The organism is Streptomyces sp. NPDC090994, assembly GCF_044768905.1.
Taxonomy (GTDB): Bacteria; Actinomycetota; Actinomycetes; order Streptomycetales; family Streptomycetaceae; genus Streptomyces.
In genome coordinates this window covers 144673-157751 of the sequence record NZ_JBIVWS010000007.1, presented here as the reverse complement: position 1 = coordinate 157751, position 13079 = coordinate 144673, and the positions used below count along the sequence as shown (strand labels likewise).

12 protein-coding genes are annotated in these 13079 nt (G+C 75.3%); 7 read left to right on the top strand and 5 right to left on the bottom strand.

Features of this window, described 5'->3' with window-relative positions; translation table 11 throughout:
- Window positions 1-37: 37 nt before the first annotated feature.
- Genes ACIQR3_RS17735 through fes form a run of 3 tightly spaced genes read right to left on the bottom strand, consistent with a single transcriptional unit; the run spans window position 38 to window position 3169 of the window.
- Window positions 38-820: a 2,3-dihydro-2,3-dihydroxybenzoate dehydrogenase gene (locus ACIQR3_RS17735; RefSeq protein ID WP_403539621.1), complete on the bottom strand. Its 783-nt coding sequence runs from the start codon at window positions 818-820 to the stop codon at window positions 38-40.
- Entirely contained in the window at window positions 817-1797 is a 981-nt protein-coding gene (locus ACIQR3_RS17730) for an ABC transporter substrate-binding protein (RefSeq protein WP_403539618.1), read from the bottom strand. The genes ACIQR3_RS17735 and ACIQR3_RS17730 overlap by 4 nt, the downstream gene beginning before the upstream one ends.
- Before the next feature lie 52 nt (window positions 1798-1849).
- Complete coding sequence (fes, locus tag ACIQR3_RS17725; RefSeq protein WP_403539616.1) at window positions 1850-3169, bottom strand: enterochelin esterase; 1320 nt, start codon at window positions 3167-3169, stop codon at window positions 1850-1852.
- A gap of 184 nt (window positions 3170-3353) precedes the next feature.
- On the opposite strand from fes, the gene ACIQR3_RS17720 reads away from it, so the two are divergent.
- Both ACIQR3_RS17720 and ACIQR3_RS17715 read left to right on the top strand, forming a co-directional pair.
- Entirely contained in the window at window positions 3354-4406 is a 1053-nt protein-coding gene (locus ACIQR3_RS17720; RefSeq protein ID WP_403539613.1) for a FecCD family ABC transporter permease, read from the top strand.
- Entirely contained in the window at window positions 4403-5506 is a 1104-nt protein-coding gene (locus ACIQR3_RS17715; RefSeq protein ID WP_403539611.1) for a FecCD family ABC transporter permease, read from the top strand. Before ACIQR3_RS17720 ends, ACIQR3_RS17715 begins: the two co-directional genes overlap by 4 nt.
- 57 nt (window positions 5507-5563) lie before the next feature.
- Here the strand turns inward: ACIQR3_RS17715 and ACIQR3_RS17710 are convergent, their stop codons facing one another.
- Window positions 5564-6733, bottom strand: coding sequence for an MFS transporter (locus ACIQR3_RS17710; protein WP_403539608.1), 1170 nt, complete (start codon window positions 6731-6733; stop codon window positions 5564-5566).
- Between the two features lie 54 nt (window positions 6734-6787).
- Between ACIQR3_RS17710 and ACIQR3_RS17705 the strand changes: the two genes are divergently transcribed.
- The 4 genes from ACIQR3_RS17705 to ACIQR3_RS17690 all read left to right on the top strand — a co-directional run bounded on the left by ACIQR3_RS17705 (window position 6788) and on the right by ACIQR3_RS17690 (window position 11104).
- Window positions 6788-7534 carry an AraC family transcriptional regulator gene (locus tag ACIQR3_RS17705; RefSeq protein WP_403539606.1) on the top strand — a complete coding sequence of 249 codons (747 nt, stop codon included), beginning with the start codon at window positions 6788-6790 and terminating at the stop codon, window positions 7532-7534.
- Between the two features lie 271 nt (window positions 7535-7805).
- Window positions 7806-8186 (top strand): DoxX family protein, encoded by a 381-nt coding sequence (locus ACIQR3_RS17700; protein WP_403539604.1) that lies wholly within the window; start codon window positions 7806-7808, stop codon window positions 8184-8186.
- Window positions 8183-8650 (top strand): peroxiredoxin, encoded by a 468-nt coding sequence (locus ACIQR3_RS17695; protein ID WP_403539601.1) that lies wholly within the window; start codon window positions 8183-8185, stop codon window positions 8648-8650. Before ACIQR3_RS17700 ends, ACIQR3_RS17695 begins: the two co-directional genes overlap by 4 nt.
- 105 nt (window positions 8651-8755) lie before the next feature.
- Window positions 8756-11104 carry a SpoIIE family protein phosphatase gene (locus tag ACIQR3_RS17690; RefSeq protein WP_403539600.1) on the top strand — a complete coding sequence of 783 codons (2349 nt, stop codon included), beginning with the start codon at window positions 8756-8758 and terminating at the stop codon, window positions 11102-11104.
- Between the two features lie 20 nt (window positions 11105-11124).
- Here the strand turns inward: ACIQR3_RS17690 and ACIQR3_RS17685 are convergent, their stop codons facing one another.
- A complete protein-coding gene (locus ACIQR3_RS17685) occupies window positions 11125-11955 on the bottom strand; it encodes an aldo/keto reductase (protein WP_403539597.1) in 831 nt (276 codons plus the stop codon).
- Window positions 11956-12099: 144 nt separating this feature from the next.
- Here ACIQR3_RS17685 and ACIQR3_RS17680 point away from each other — a divergent pair, with 144 nt between their 5' ends.
- Window positions 12100-13077, top strand: a complete 978-nt coding sequence (locus ACIQR3_RS17680; protein WP_403539596.1) for a TauD/TfdA dioxygenase family protein — start codon at window positions 12100-12102, stop codon at window positions 13075-13077.
- Window positions 13078-13079: the final 2 nt, after the last annotated feature.

The following is a 13079-nucleotide window of genomic DNA, read 5'->3' as shown; positions in this document are numbered from 1 at the left end:
GGACTCCGTGGGGGACGGGGCCGAGCCGGGGTGGGGCTCAGGCCCGCAGGGTCGCGCCGCCGTCGACGTACAGGTCGTGCATCGTGATGTGGCGGGCCCGGTCGGAGGCGAGGAAGACGACGGCGTCGGCGATGTCGGAGGGGTCGGCGATCCGGCCGAGCGGGATGCCCGTGCGGTAGGACGCCAGGTCCCCCTCGATGACGCGCCGCGCCGAGGCCTCTTCCTCGCCCTCGGTCCACAGCGCGCGCTGCATGTCGGTCATGGTCGAGCCGGGCGAGACCGTGTTGCAGCGCACCCCCCGCCGGGCGACCTCCAGGCCCAGGCACTTGGTGAACATCACCGCGGCGGCCTTGGAAGCCGCGTACGCGGCGAAGTTCGCGCGGGGGATGCCGCCCGCGTTGGAGGCGACGGTGACGATGCTGCCCCGGCCGCGTCCGGTCATGCGGCGGGCGACGGCGCGCGAGACGTGGAACACGCCGGTGGTGTTGACCGCGAAGTGCGCCGCCCAGTCCTCGTCGGTGAGTTCGGTGACGGGCGCGTCGCGCAGGATGCCGGCCACGTTCACGGCGATGTCCAGCGGCCCGAGCTGCGACTCGGCCGCGTCCACCAGCGTGTCCACGGCGGCGGCGTCGGTGACGTCGAGCCGCCGGGGGGTGACCCGCTCGCCCAGTTTGCCGGCGAGCGTCTCCACGTCGCCGAGTGCGAGGTCGGTGGCGACGACCCGGGCGCCCTCCTCGACCAGCGCCTCGACCACCGCCGCGCCGATGCCCCGGCCCGCCCCCGTCACGAGGGCGAGCCGGCCGTCCAGTGCGCCGCTCACGAGGCCAGCGCCTTCGTCAGGTCGTCCAGGACGATCTGCGCGGCGAGCGGGCCGCCGGCGCTGTTCCAGGCGGAGCCCTGGACCACGACGACATGGCCCGCCTTCTCGGCCTTCAGCTTGGAGAAGTTGGGGACCTTCTTGGCCTCGGCGTACGCCTTCTCGCCGTCGGCCTGGTCGCCGAGGGTGCCGAAGATCAGCCAGTCGCCGTCGATGGTGGAGAGCTTCTCCAGGCTGACCGGCTCGCTGTGGCCGCTGCCCACGCCCTGCTGGTCCTCGGGCCGCTCCAGGCCCAGGTCGGTGATGGTCGAGCCGACGTGGCCGACACCGCGGCCGACCGCCGACGGGGCGCTGTTCTGCCAGCGGATCACGCTGACCACCGCGCCCGCGTTGTCGCCCAGCTTCTTCTTGGTGGCGGCCAGGTCCGCGTCGAAGTCGCTGATGATCTTCTCGGCCTCCGACGCCTTGTTGAGGGCGTCGGCGGTGGCCGTGAAGGCCTTCTTCCAGTCCTCGTTGAGCTTGGCGGTGACCACCGTCGGGGCGATCGACTCCAGCTTGGAGACCTGGGTCTTCACGGCGGTCGTCTCGTCGAGCAGGATCAGGTCGGGCTGGAGCGCGGCGACCTTCTCCATGTCGGCCTCGGCGACCGTGGCGACGACCTCGGCCTTGCCCGCCTTGTCGGCCAGGTAGGTCGAGACGCCCTTCTGCCCGCGGCCCGCGGTGGCGCCGACCGGCTCGACGCCGAGCGCCAGGGCGGCGTCCAGGGTGGGCTCGCTCAGCGTGACGACCTTCTTGGGGTCGGCGGGCACGTCGACCTCGCGGCCCGTGGCGTCGGTGACCTGACGGGTGCCCGACTCCTTGCCGCTCGCGGTGTCGCTGCCGCCGTCGTCGTCCCCGCAGCCGGTCAGGAGGACCGCTCCGGCCAGGACCGCGGCGGCGGACGTCAGAACGGTTCTGCGGGGGGAACGTGCACGGGACATGGAAGAAGGACTCCTCGGTCGTGGGTGAGTTGGCGGAAAAGAGGTCTTGGGGTCAGCGGGCGCCCAGCAGCCGGACCAGGCCGTCGGCCAGCGCGCCGTGCCAGCAGGCGTAGTCGTGGCCGCCGTTGTACGTGCCGAGGGTGACCCGGTGACCGGCGGCGCTCAGGGCGTCGTACAGGGCGCGGCTGTGGTCGACCATGGCGCCCTCGTGCAGTCCGACGTCCAGATGGACCGTCACGGGGCGCGGCGGCGCGGACCGGTACCGGGCGACGAGCCAGGGGTCGCCGGACAAGAGGGGTTTGGGACCGGCCGGCGACGGCAGTCCGGGCCGCCACCACAGCGAGGCGGACTGGGCGAGGACGTTGCCGAACCGGTCGGGCCGCAGGAACCCGGCGTACAGGGCGGTCATGCCGCCCAGGCTCTGCCCGGCGACCACGGTCCGCCGCGGGTCCGTGGTGAGCGGCCAGCGGCCGGCCGCCCAGGGCAGCAACTCGTCGGCCAGGAAGGCGACGAACGGCTCCCGGGCGCCGAGGTCGCGCCAGCGGGTCCGGCGGTCCACGGCGTCCGGCGCGACCACGACCAGCGGCGGCAGCGCCCCGTCGGCGATCATCGCGTCGAGGGTGTCGCCGAAGCCCAGCCGGCCGAACCACATGTCGCCGTCGCACACCACGGCCACCGGCAGCGGCGTCCCGGCGTGGCGGTCGAGCCCCGGCGGCAGGTACACCCAGGTGTCCCGGTCGCCGACCGGCTCCGCGGCCGTCACCCGGTGGCGTTCGACCCGGCCGGCTGGGACCGTGCCCCGGCGTCCGGTCCACGGCTGGGCCGGGGCGTCGGGCAGGGCGAAGACCGAGCCGTCGGCCGGCTGCCAACGGGTGGCGACCCGGTGGGCGTTGAGCGGGTCGGCGGCGGCGTGCGCGGACAGCGACCGCAGCCGCTGCTGGAGGCCGGCCGGGTCGGCCGGGGGCTCCCGCAGCGAGATGTCGGCGGCCAGCCGGTAGGAGCCGCGGTGGTCGGCGCGCAGCCGCAGGCCCAGGTGCCACACGTTTGTCCCCGGCACCCGCTCCAGCAGCGAACCGGCGAGGTGGTCGCGGTCGGTGATGCGGTTGCCGTGGAACAGCACCTGCCGGGTGGCGCGGTGACCGCGCCACAGGAAGGTGACCGCGCGGTGGCCGGGCTGCCCGTCCAGTTCCTCGACCAGCGGAGTGCCGAAACGTTCCGCCTCTGCCCAGAACTCGGCGGCCAGCGCGGCGCGTCGCGCGGCGTCGGCACCTTCCGCCTCCGCCAGGAGGCGTGCCACGCGCGGACCGGTGACGCGGACCGGACGGACGTCCGGGGAGGCATCACTCGGGGCGGAACTGGGCAGGCTGGTCATCGGTGTTCTCCGTGGACCGCGGTCAGGGGTATACAGGGGACGGTCGGTTCCTGTCGACGTGATCGTCAACAGCCCCGGTAAGGGTAGCCTAAGCTAACCACATGTTCATTGGAATGTGTGCACTGCACCGGCCGAAAACGGTGCCCGACTCCCGGTGCCGCCGCGCCCGTACGGCGGCCGCCCCGTGAGCGCCGCGACGGCCCCCGCCCCGCCGGACGCGGCGCCCGGCGCCCGTACCCCGCGCGGCCGGGCCGCGGTGCGTCCGGCCGGTCTGCTGCTCGGCCTGGTGCTGCTGGTCGCGGCGGCCGCCCTGTCACTGGCCGTCGGCGCCAAGGGGATCCCCCTCGACCAGGTCTGGTCAGGCCTGTTCAGCCCCTCGGGCACCGAGAACGACGCGATCGTGCGGGACTTGAGACTGCCCCGCACCCTCATCGGCGTCGCCGTCGGCACGGCCCTCGGCCTGGGCGGCGCGGTCATGCAGACCCTGACCCGCAACCCGCTCGCCGACCCCGGCCTGCTCGGCGTCAACGCGGGCGCGTCCGCCGCCGTGGTCACCGCGATCGGCGTCCTGGGCATCACCTCGTTCACCGGGTACCTGTGGTTCGCCCTGGCCGGCGCGGCCGTCGCCGCCACCGCCGTCAACGCCCTCGGCGGCGGCCGCTGGGCCACCCCGGTCCGCCTCGCGCTCGCCGGAACCGCCGTCAACGCGGCCCTGTTCGGCTACGTCAACGGCCTCTCCCTGTGGCATCTGAGCACCCTGGACGAGATGCGGTACTGGTCGGTCGGCACGCTCGCCAAGCGCGACGTGTCCCTGCTGCTCACCGTGGCGCCGCTGCTCGCGGCCGGCGCGCTGCTCGCCTTCGCGCTGGCCCGGCCGCTCGGCGCGATCGCGCTCGGCGAGGACCACGCGCTGGCCCTCGGCACCCGGGTACGCCGGGTACGGGTGCTCTCCGTCGTCGCCATCACCCTGCTGTGCGGCGGCGCGACCGCCGTGTGCGGGCCGATCGGCTTCATCGGCCTGATGATCCCGCACGCCGCCCGCGCCTTCTGCGGACCCGACCCGCGCTGGCTCATGCCGTACTGCGCGGTGTTCGCGCCGGTGCTGCTGCTCGTCTCCGACGTCGTCGGCCGGATCGTGGTGCCGCCGTCGGAGATCGAGGTCGGCACCGTCACCGCGTTCCTCGGCGGGCTCCTCTTCATCCATCTGGTACGGCAGCGGAAGGTGGCCCAGCTGTGAGCGTCGTACGGGCCGAGCGGCGGCACGAGAAGAAGCGGGACGGCGAGGCGGCGGTGTCCCGGACCCACCTGCGGCGCGGACTGCTGCGCGCGGGGCGCTGGTCGGTGCGGTACGACCCCCGGGCGGTACTGGTCTGCGCGGTACTGGCCGCGCTGGCGGCGCTCGCGATGGTGTTGGCCATCGGCACCGGGACCTACGCCCTGTCCCCGGCCGAGGTGGTGCGCACCCTCTTCGGCGACGGCCCGCCGGGCGCCGAGTTCGTGGTGCTCGACCTCAGGCTGCCGCGCGCGCTGGTGGCCGCGCTGGTCGGGTTCGCGATGGGCATGGCGGGCGCGGTGTTCCAGTCGCTCACCCGCAACCCGCTCGGCAGCCCCGACGTCATCGGGTTCGGCAACGGGGCCTCGGCCGGCGCGCTCGTCGCCATCATCATCCTGGACGCGGGCACGGCGCAGACCGCCGTCGGCGCGGTGTGCGGCGGCCTCGCCACCGCCGCCGCCGTCTATCTGCTGGCCTGGAAGCGCGGGGTGCACGGCTACCGGCTGGTCCTCGTCGGCATCGGCGCCTCCGCGGTGCTGGGCGCGGTGACCAGCTTCCTGTACCTGCGCGCCGACATCGGCAAGGCGGCCCAGGCGGCGAGCTGGACCATCGGTTCGCTCAACGCCCGGGACTGGAGCGACGTATGGATCGCGGCGCTCGGCGTCGTGGCCCTCGGCCCCCTCGTCCTGGTGTACGCGCGGCGCCTGACCATGCTGGAGATGGGCGACGACACCGCCGCCGCGCTCGGGGTGCCCCCGGAGCGCAGCCGCCTGGTGCTGCTGAGCGCGGGCACCGGGCTGACGGCACTGGCGGTCGCGGCGGCCGGGCCGATCCCGTTCGTGGCCATGGCCGCGCCGCAGCTGGCACGCCGGGTGACGCGCGCCGCGGGCCCCAACGTCCTGCCCGCCGCCTGGATGGGCGCCCTCCTGCTCACCGCGGCCGACCTCACCACCCAGCGGGCGACCGGCTCGGCCCTGCTGCCGGTCGGCGTCCTGACCGGGGTGGCCGGCGGCGCCTATCTGGCGTGGCTGCTGCGGGGGGAGCGGCGCGGGGCCCGTCTCTGAGCGGGGCCGGGACGTGCGGGGCGCGTGCGGGGCGCGCCTCCCGACGGCACGGGAACCTCACGCAGCCCGCTCGCTGCGTACCGGGGCCGGCTCCCGCAGCCCGCGGAGCAGGAGCCGCCCCACCGCCGGGAGGGCGATCAGCGGCAGCAGCGCCGTCCGCAAGGACGCCGCGTCGGCCAGCACACCCAGGGCCGGCGCGGCGAGGCCGCCGGCGCTCACCGCCAGACCCAGGGTCACCCCGCTCGCGGTGCCCGTCCGCCGGGGCAGGAAGTCCTGGCCGAGCGTGATGTGCAGGGAGAACGGCACGTACAGCCCCGCCGAGGTCAGCGCCACGAAGACGTACACCGCCCAGCCCGGTACGAGGACCACCCCGGCGACCGCGACGACCGTCAGGGCGTACGACCGGCGCACCACCGCCACCCGCCCGTACCGCTCGGCCAGCCGTCCCCCGGCCACCGTGCCCACCGCGCCGCCCAGGTAGAGCACGAACAGCGCGGCCGTGCCCGCCGCCTGCCCGCCGCCGGTCCGCTCGCGCACGTACAGCGAGACGAAGGTGCTCAGCCCGACGAAGACCACCGACCGGCACACCACCGCCCCGGTGAGCCGCAGGAACGACGCCCAGTCGTCCTCGCCCGCCCCGGCGCCGCGGGCCGCCCGGCCCGCCGCCCCGGTCCGCCCCCGCCCCGGCCGCACCGCCGCCACGCACAGCACCGCGCCCGCCAGCGCCGGCACGCCCAGCAGGGGAGAGGCCCCCAGCCCTCCGACGCCGACCACGGCCGCCACCAGCGGCGGCGCCAGCGCGAACCCCGCGTTGCCGCCGAGCGAGAACCAGCCCATCGCCGTATGGCTGCCCCCGGCCGCCGCCCGGGCCGCGCGCGCCGCCTCCGGGTGGTAGGCGGCCACCCCGATCCCCGACACGGCGATCGCGGCGAGGGTCAGCGGATAGGAGCCGGCGATTCCGCCGACGGCGACCCCGGCGCCGCCGGCCAGCACGCTCAGCGGCAGCAGCCACGGCATCGCCCACCGGTCGGTCAGCGCCCCGAACAACGGCTGCACCAGCGACGACAGCAGCGACGCGGCCAGTACGACACCCGAGGCGGCGGCGTAGGTGTAGGCGCGCTCGGCGACGAAGTACGGCACCAGGGCGGCCACCGCTCCCTGGTAGACGTCCACGCAGGCGTGCCCGAGGGACAGCAGCGTGATGGCCCGGTCGTTCTTCGCGGTCACCCGTCGATGCTCGCGCCCGGCTCCATCGGCCCGCTTCCGATAATCTGCCTGCTTGTGTCGAACATCCGCCACGAGCCGACCGCGAGCACGGGCGTGCGGCACCTTTCCCCCGGACAGCGCATCGACGCGCACCGGCACGACGAGCACCAGATCGTCCACGCCGGCTCCGGAGTCGTCGCCGTCACCACCGACGCCGGGACCTGGTTCGCGCCCGGCACCCGCGCCCTGTGGATCCCGGCCGGGACCGCCCACGCCCACCGGGCGTACGGCGCCCTCGACCTGCGCCTGGTCGGCCTGCCCGCCACCGACAACCCGCTCGGCCTGGACACCCCCACCGTCCTCGCCGTCGGCCCGCTGCTGCGCGAGCTGATCCTCGCCTACACCGACGATCCGAGGGACGACAGCCCCGAGCGGCGCCGGCTGCTGGCCGTGCTGCGCGATCAGCTGCGCGCTTCCCCCCGGCAGCCGCTGCGGCTGCCCACCCCCACCGACCCCCGGCTCGCCGCGGTCTGCGCCCTGGTCCACGCCGACCCGTCCGACACCCGTACCCTCGCCGCCCTCGGCGCCGCCACCGGGGTGGGCGAGCGGACGCTCAGCCGCCTCTTCCGCCGGGAGTTCGGGATGACCTTCCCCCAGTGGCGCACCCAGTCGCGGCTCTACCACGCCCTGCGGATGCTGGCCGACGGCACGCCCGTCACCACCGTCGCGCACCGCTGCGGCTGGTCCTCCGCCAGCGCGTTCACCGACGTCTTCCACCGCAGCCTGGGCTACCCGCCGGGTGCTCATGACCGGCGGGCTTGACGCTCCGCGGGGCCGGCGACCCGCGACCGGCAGCGCGGGCGCCTCGCCGGGTCCGTGGCCCTCTGGCAGCGCGGGTGCCTCGCCGGGTCCGTGGCCTTAGACCGGCGCCGCAGGCATCTCGCCGGGGTCCGTGGCCTGGAACCCGCGCCGCAGGCACCTCGCCGGGGTCCGTGGGCCTGAGACCGGCGCCGCAGGCATCTCGCCGGACCCGCCGCCCCCACTCCCTTACCGTCGAGTAATATCGCGCGCCAGGCCCCCCGGAGGAGGAACCGTGTCCCGGTCCGAACGCTCACCCCTGCTGCTCGCCGGCCTGCTGGCCGTCGCGGGCGCCGCCCACTTCGCCAGCCCCCGGCGCTTCGACGAGATCGTCCCGCGCGGCCTGCCGGGCACGCCCCGGGCCTGGACGTACGCCAGCGGCGCCGCCGAACTGGCGCTGGCCGCCGGGATCGCCCTGCCGCGCACCCGGCCCGCCGCCGCCCAGGCCGCCGCGGCCTTCTTCGTCGGCGTCTTCCCCGCCAACATCAAGATGGCCGTCGACTGGCGGCACCGCCCCACGCCCCAGAAGGCCGCCGCCTACGGGCGGCTGCCCCTGCAACTGCCGCTGGTGCTGTGGGCCCGCGGCGTCGCCCGGAACGCGCGGGACGCGGCGTGAGCGGGCGCCCGGGGCCCGGTGACACCGCCCCCGACTTCACGTTGCCGGACGAGACCGGTGCCGAGCGCAGCCTGACCGGTCTGCTCGCCGACGGCCCCGTGGTGCTCTTCTTCTACCCGGCCGCGCTCACCCCCGGCTGCACCGCCGAGGCCTGCCACTTCCGCGATCTCGCCGCCGAGTTCGCCGCCGTGGGCGCCCGGCCCGTCGGCATCAGCGGCGACGCCGTGGACCGCCAGCGGGAGTTCGCCGGCCGGCACGCGCTCGGCATGCCCCTGCTGTCCGACGCCGACGGCACGGTCCGCGAGCGGTTCGGCGTACGGCGGGGCTTCACCCTCGCCCCGACCAGGCGGGTCACCTTCGTCATAGCCGAGGACCGCACGGTGCTCGACGTCGTCCGCAGCGAACTGCGCATGGCCGCGCACGCCGACCGGGCCCTGGCGGCCCTGCGCGCTCACCGCTCCTGAGGAACCGGCCGTCGGCGCCCGTGACCGGCGCGTGGACCGCCCCGGCCGGCCCTCCCGGATCCGCAGCGGTTGATAGTGGGGCGTAAAGGGATGATCCTGGACGGCATGGAGCACGCCTCCGCTGCGGCGATCGTGGACACCGACGGCCTGGTGACGGGGTGGAGCGAGGGTGCCCGGCGGCTGACCGGGTACCCGGCCGAGGAGGCCGTGGGCCGGTACGCGCGCGACCTGCTCGCCCAGGACGCGGAGCCCGGTGCCGTGTCCGCCCTGTCGGGCACCGTCCTGGTGCGCCACCGGGACGGTTCCGCGGTGGCGCTGGCGCTGCGCGCCCTGCCGCTGCTCACGGCGGACGGCTCACCGGGCGGGTACGTGGTCACCGTCGAGCAGCCGGGCGGGGGCGGGGGCGGCTTTGCCCTGACCGGGGAGACCTTCCAGCAGTCGTCCCTGTCGATGTCCGTGCACGACGTCGCGCAGCGGTACCTGCGCGCCAACGACACGGCGCTGCGGCTGCTGGGGACGACGGAGCGGGAGCTGATCGGGCGGCGGCTCTCCGACATCATGGAGGGCATCGACGCCGACGGCCCGGGCTTCCACCAGTACCTGCGGCAGGTCGCCGAGACCGGCCGCCCGGCGCGTTACGAGACCTTCACGCCCGCTTCCTCCCCGCTCGGCGAGCACGCCTGGCGGGTGGAGATGTGGCCGGTGCGCGACCCGTCCGGCGCGGTGGCCGCCGTCGCCATGGCCGGGTTCGAGACCACCGAGCAGCACCGGGCGCGGCAGCGGCTGGCCCTGCTGAACGAGGCCGCGGCGGGCATCGGCACCACCCTGGACGTGGTCCGCACCGCCGAGGAACTGATCGAGCTGCTGGTACCGCACATGGCCGACTTCGCCGGCGTGGACCTGCTCGACTGGGTGCTGGGCACGGAGGAGCCGGTCGTGGAGTCGGCCACGGACGTCTCGCTGCGCCGGGTGGCCCACCGCTCCGCCACCGAGAACTACCCCCGGCCCACCCCTCATCTGGGCGAACGGATCGTCCACCCGACGTACTCGATGGCCGCCCAGGCGCTGCGGGAGGGCCGGGCGGTGCTCAGGGGACCGGGCGACCCGGACTTCGACCGCTGGATCCGGCTGCGCAACGAGCAGGCCCCGCACAACCGCGCCTGGCGCCGGAGCCTGCGCTCGGCCCTGGCGGTACCCCTGCGGGCCCGGGGCACCACCCTCGGGGTCGTGCTGCTCGCCCGCGGCGCGCCCGGGGAGCCGTACGTCGGCGACGACGTGGCCCTGGCCGAGGAACTCGCCAGCCGGGCCGCCGTCTGCGTGGACAACGCCCGCCGCTTCGCCCGGGAACGCGGTACCGCGCTGGCCCTCCAGCACAGCCTGCTCCCCACCGGCCTGCCGGGACAGGCGGCGGTGGAGGTGGCCCACCGCTACCTGCCCTCCGGGTCGGCGGCCGGCATCGGCGGCGACTGGTTCGACGTGATCCCGCTCTCCGGCTGCCGGGTCGCCCTGGTCGTCGGCGACGTCGTCGGCCACGGCATCCCGTCCTCGGCGACCATGGGCCGGCTGTGCACGGCCGTCCGCACCCTCGCCGACGTCGACCTGCCGCCCGACGAACTCCTCACCCACCTGGACGACCTGGTCAGCCACCTCGCCGCCGGCGGCGAGGGCGACGAGGCCGCCGAACTGGGCGCCACCTGCCTCTACGCCGTCTACGACCCCGTGTGCCGCCGCCTCACCGTGGCCGCCGCGGGGCATCCCGCCCCCGCCGTCCTGCTGCCCGACGGCAGCGCGCGGCTGGTCGACATGACCGCCGGGCCGCCGCTCGGCGTCGGCGGCCTGCCCTTCGAGGCCACGGAACTGGAACTGCCCGAGGGCTCCGTCGTCGCCCTGTACACCGACGGCCTCATCGAGGACCGCGTCCGCGACCTCGACCAGGCCACCGCCGAGCTGTGCCACGCCCTGACCGCGTCCGTGCCCTCGCTGGACGAGCTGTGCGACAGCGTGCTCAAGGCCGTGATGCCCGAGGACCCGCGCGACGACATCGCCCTGCTGCTGGCCCGCACCCGGGCGCTCGGTGCCGAGCAGGTCGCCACCTGGAACATCACCCCCGACCCGGCGCAGGTCGCCGCCACCCGGACCTCCGTCATGGAACGGCTGGCCGCCTGGGGCCTGGCGGAGACCGCGTTCGTCACCGAACTCGTGGTCAGCGAGCTGGTCACCAACGCCATCCGCTACGGCGAACCCCCCATCCAGCTGCGGCTCATCCGCGACCACAGCCTCATCTGCGAGGTCTCCGACGCCAGTCCCACCTCGCCGCACCTGCGCCGGGCGCACGCCTACGACGAGGGCGGCCGGGGGCTGCTGCTGGTCGCCCAGCTCACCCAGCGCTGGGGCAGTCGGCCGACCGGCGGCGGCAAGACCATCTGGGCCGAGCAGTCGCTCCCCCAGGGCTGACCGCGCGGCTCGCCACCGCGTCAGAACTCCTCGTGCGTCTCCGGGTCACCGCCGATCCGCCGCCGGGGACGGTCGGCGATCGCCCGCAGCTGGTCCGCGTCCAGCTCGAAGCCGAAGACGTCGAGGTTCTGCCGCTGCCGCCCGGGGTCCGCCGACTTCGGGACCGGCACCGCGCCGAGCTGGAGGTGCCAGCGCAGCACCGCCTGACCGGGGGTCACCCCGTGGGCTCCGGCCACGGCGGCGACGGCCGGGTCGTCGAGCAGGTCGCTGCCCCGGCCCAGCGGGCTCCAGCTCTCGGTGCGGATGCCCTTCCCCTCGTGGAAGGCGCGCAGCTCGTCCTGGGGGAGGAGCGGGTGCAGTTCGATCTGGTTGACGGAGGGCAGCACGCCGGTCTCCTTCTCCAGCCGCTCGATGTGCCCGGCGGTGAAGTTGGAGACGCCGATCGACCGGACCAGGCCCTCCTCGCGCAGCTTGATCATGGCCTTCCAGGAGTCGACGTACCGGTCGACGCGGGGCAGCGGCCAGTGGATCAGGTACAGGTCGACGTAGTCCAGGCCGAGCCGGGCGCGGGACTGCTCGAAGGAGGCGAGGGTCTCCTCGTAGCCGTGGTGGCGGCCGGGCAGCTTGGTGGTGACGACGATCTCCTCGCGGGGCACGCCGGCGTCGGTCACGCCGAGGCCGACGCCGGTCTCGTTGCGGTAGCTGGCCGCGGTGTCGATCAGGCGGTAGCCCAGGCCGAGGGCCTCGGCGACCGCCCGTCGCGCCTCGGCGTCGTCCATCGGCCAGGTGCCCAGCCCCAGCGCGGGGAGCGCGGTGCCGTCGTTGAGGGTGTGTGCCGGGATGCTGCTCACGGGAGACCTTCTCTCGACTGCGTACGGAACGGATGGCGCTTCCAGCCTCCGGGACGGCGCCGCGGTGATCAACCCGGCGTCGCGGTCCCGGAAGTTCCCGAGGCGCTCTCGCCATACCCGGCGCGGGCTGTCACGATCTTTGGCATGACGACGGACAGGGGCGGCGCGGAGCGGACGGCACAGCGGGACACGGGGGTCGAGGTGCGGCCCGCCGCGGGGCACATCGGCGCCGACATCACCGGCGTGGACCTGGCCGGCGACCTCACCGACGCACAGGTCGCCGCCGTCCGGGCCGCCGTCCTGCGCCACAAGGTGGTGTTCTTCCGCGACCAACGGCTGGACCACGCCGCGCACGTCGCCCTGGCCCGCCGGTTCGGCGAACCGGTCGTCCTGCCCCGGCGCGGCAAGGCGTCGCCGCCGGACTTCCCGGAGGTCGAGACGACCGCCGACCGGCTGGAGCTGGGCGGCCGGTTCGGCATGGAGCACGACGAGTGGCTCGCCCGGCGGCGGCACACCCTGCTGCGCGGCTGGCACTGCGACCACGGCGCTCGCGTCGACCCGCCCGCGGCGACCATCCTGCGCGCCGAGACCGTACCGCCGTACGGCGGCGACACCACCTGGTCCAACCTGGCCGCCGCCTACGCCGGGCTCTCCGCCCCGGTGCGCGCGTTCGCCGACGGACTGCGCGCCGAGCACCGCCTGGGCGTCGGCTACCAGCCCCGCCCGGGCGACGACGCCTACCTCCGCCGCCTGCTGGACCACCAGATCGCCACCGTCCACCCGCTGGTCCGCGTCCACCCGGAGACGGGGGAGCGGGTGCTGTACGTCAACGGCTACTACGTCGAGCAGATCACCGGCCTGTCCCGCCCCGAGAGCGCTGCGGTCCTCCAGCTGCTGCTGGAGCAGGCGACCCGGCCCGAGTACACCGTCCGGTTCCGCTGGGAGCCGGGCAGCGTCGCCTTCTGGGACAACCGGGCCACCATCCACCTGGCGCCCGGCGACAACGCCCACCTGGACCACCCCCGGATCATGCACCGGGTGATGCTGCACGGCGAGGTCCCCGTGGGCGTCGACGACCGCCCCTCCGAACCGCTCACCGGGAGCGCGCCGGGCCGCTGGTGACC

Bases quoted from the DNA above. Each gene is read 5' to 3' on its own strand.
- ACIQR3_RS17730 (WP_403539618.1), bottom strand. From the start codon at position 1,797: ATGTCCCGTGCACGTTCCCCCCGCAGAACCGTTCTGACGTCCGCCGCC.
- fes (WP_403539616.1), bottom strand. From the start codon at position 3,169: ATGACCAGCCTGCCCAGTTCCGCCCCGAGTGATGCCTCCCCGGACGTC.
- ACIQR3_RS17680 (WP_403539596.1), top strand. From the start codon at position 12,100: ATGACGACGGACAGGGGCGGCGCGGAGCGGACGGCACAGCGGGACACG.
- ACIQR3_RS17690 (WP_403539600.1), top strand. From the start codon at position 8,756: ATGGAGCACGCCTCCGCTGCGGCGATCGTGGACACCGACGGCCTGGTG.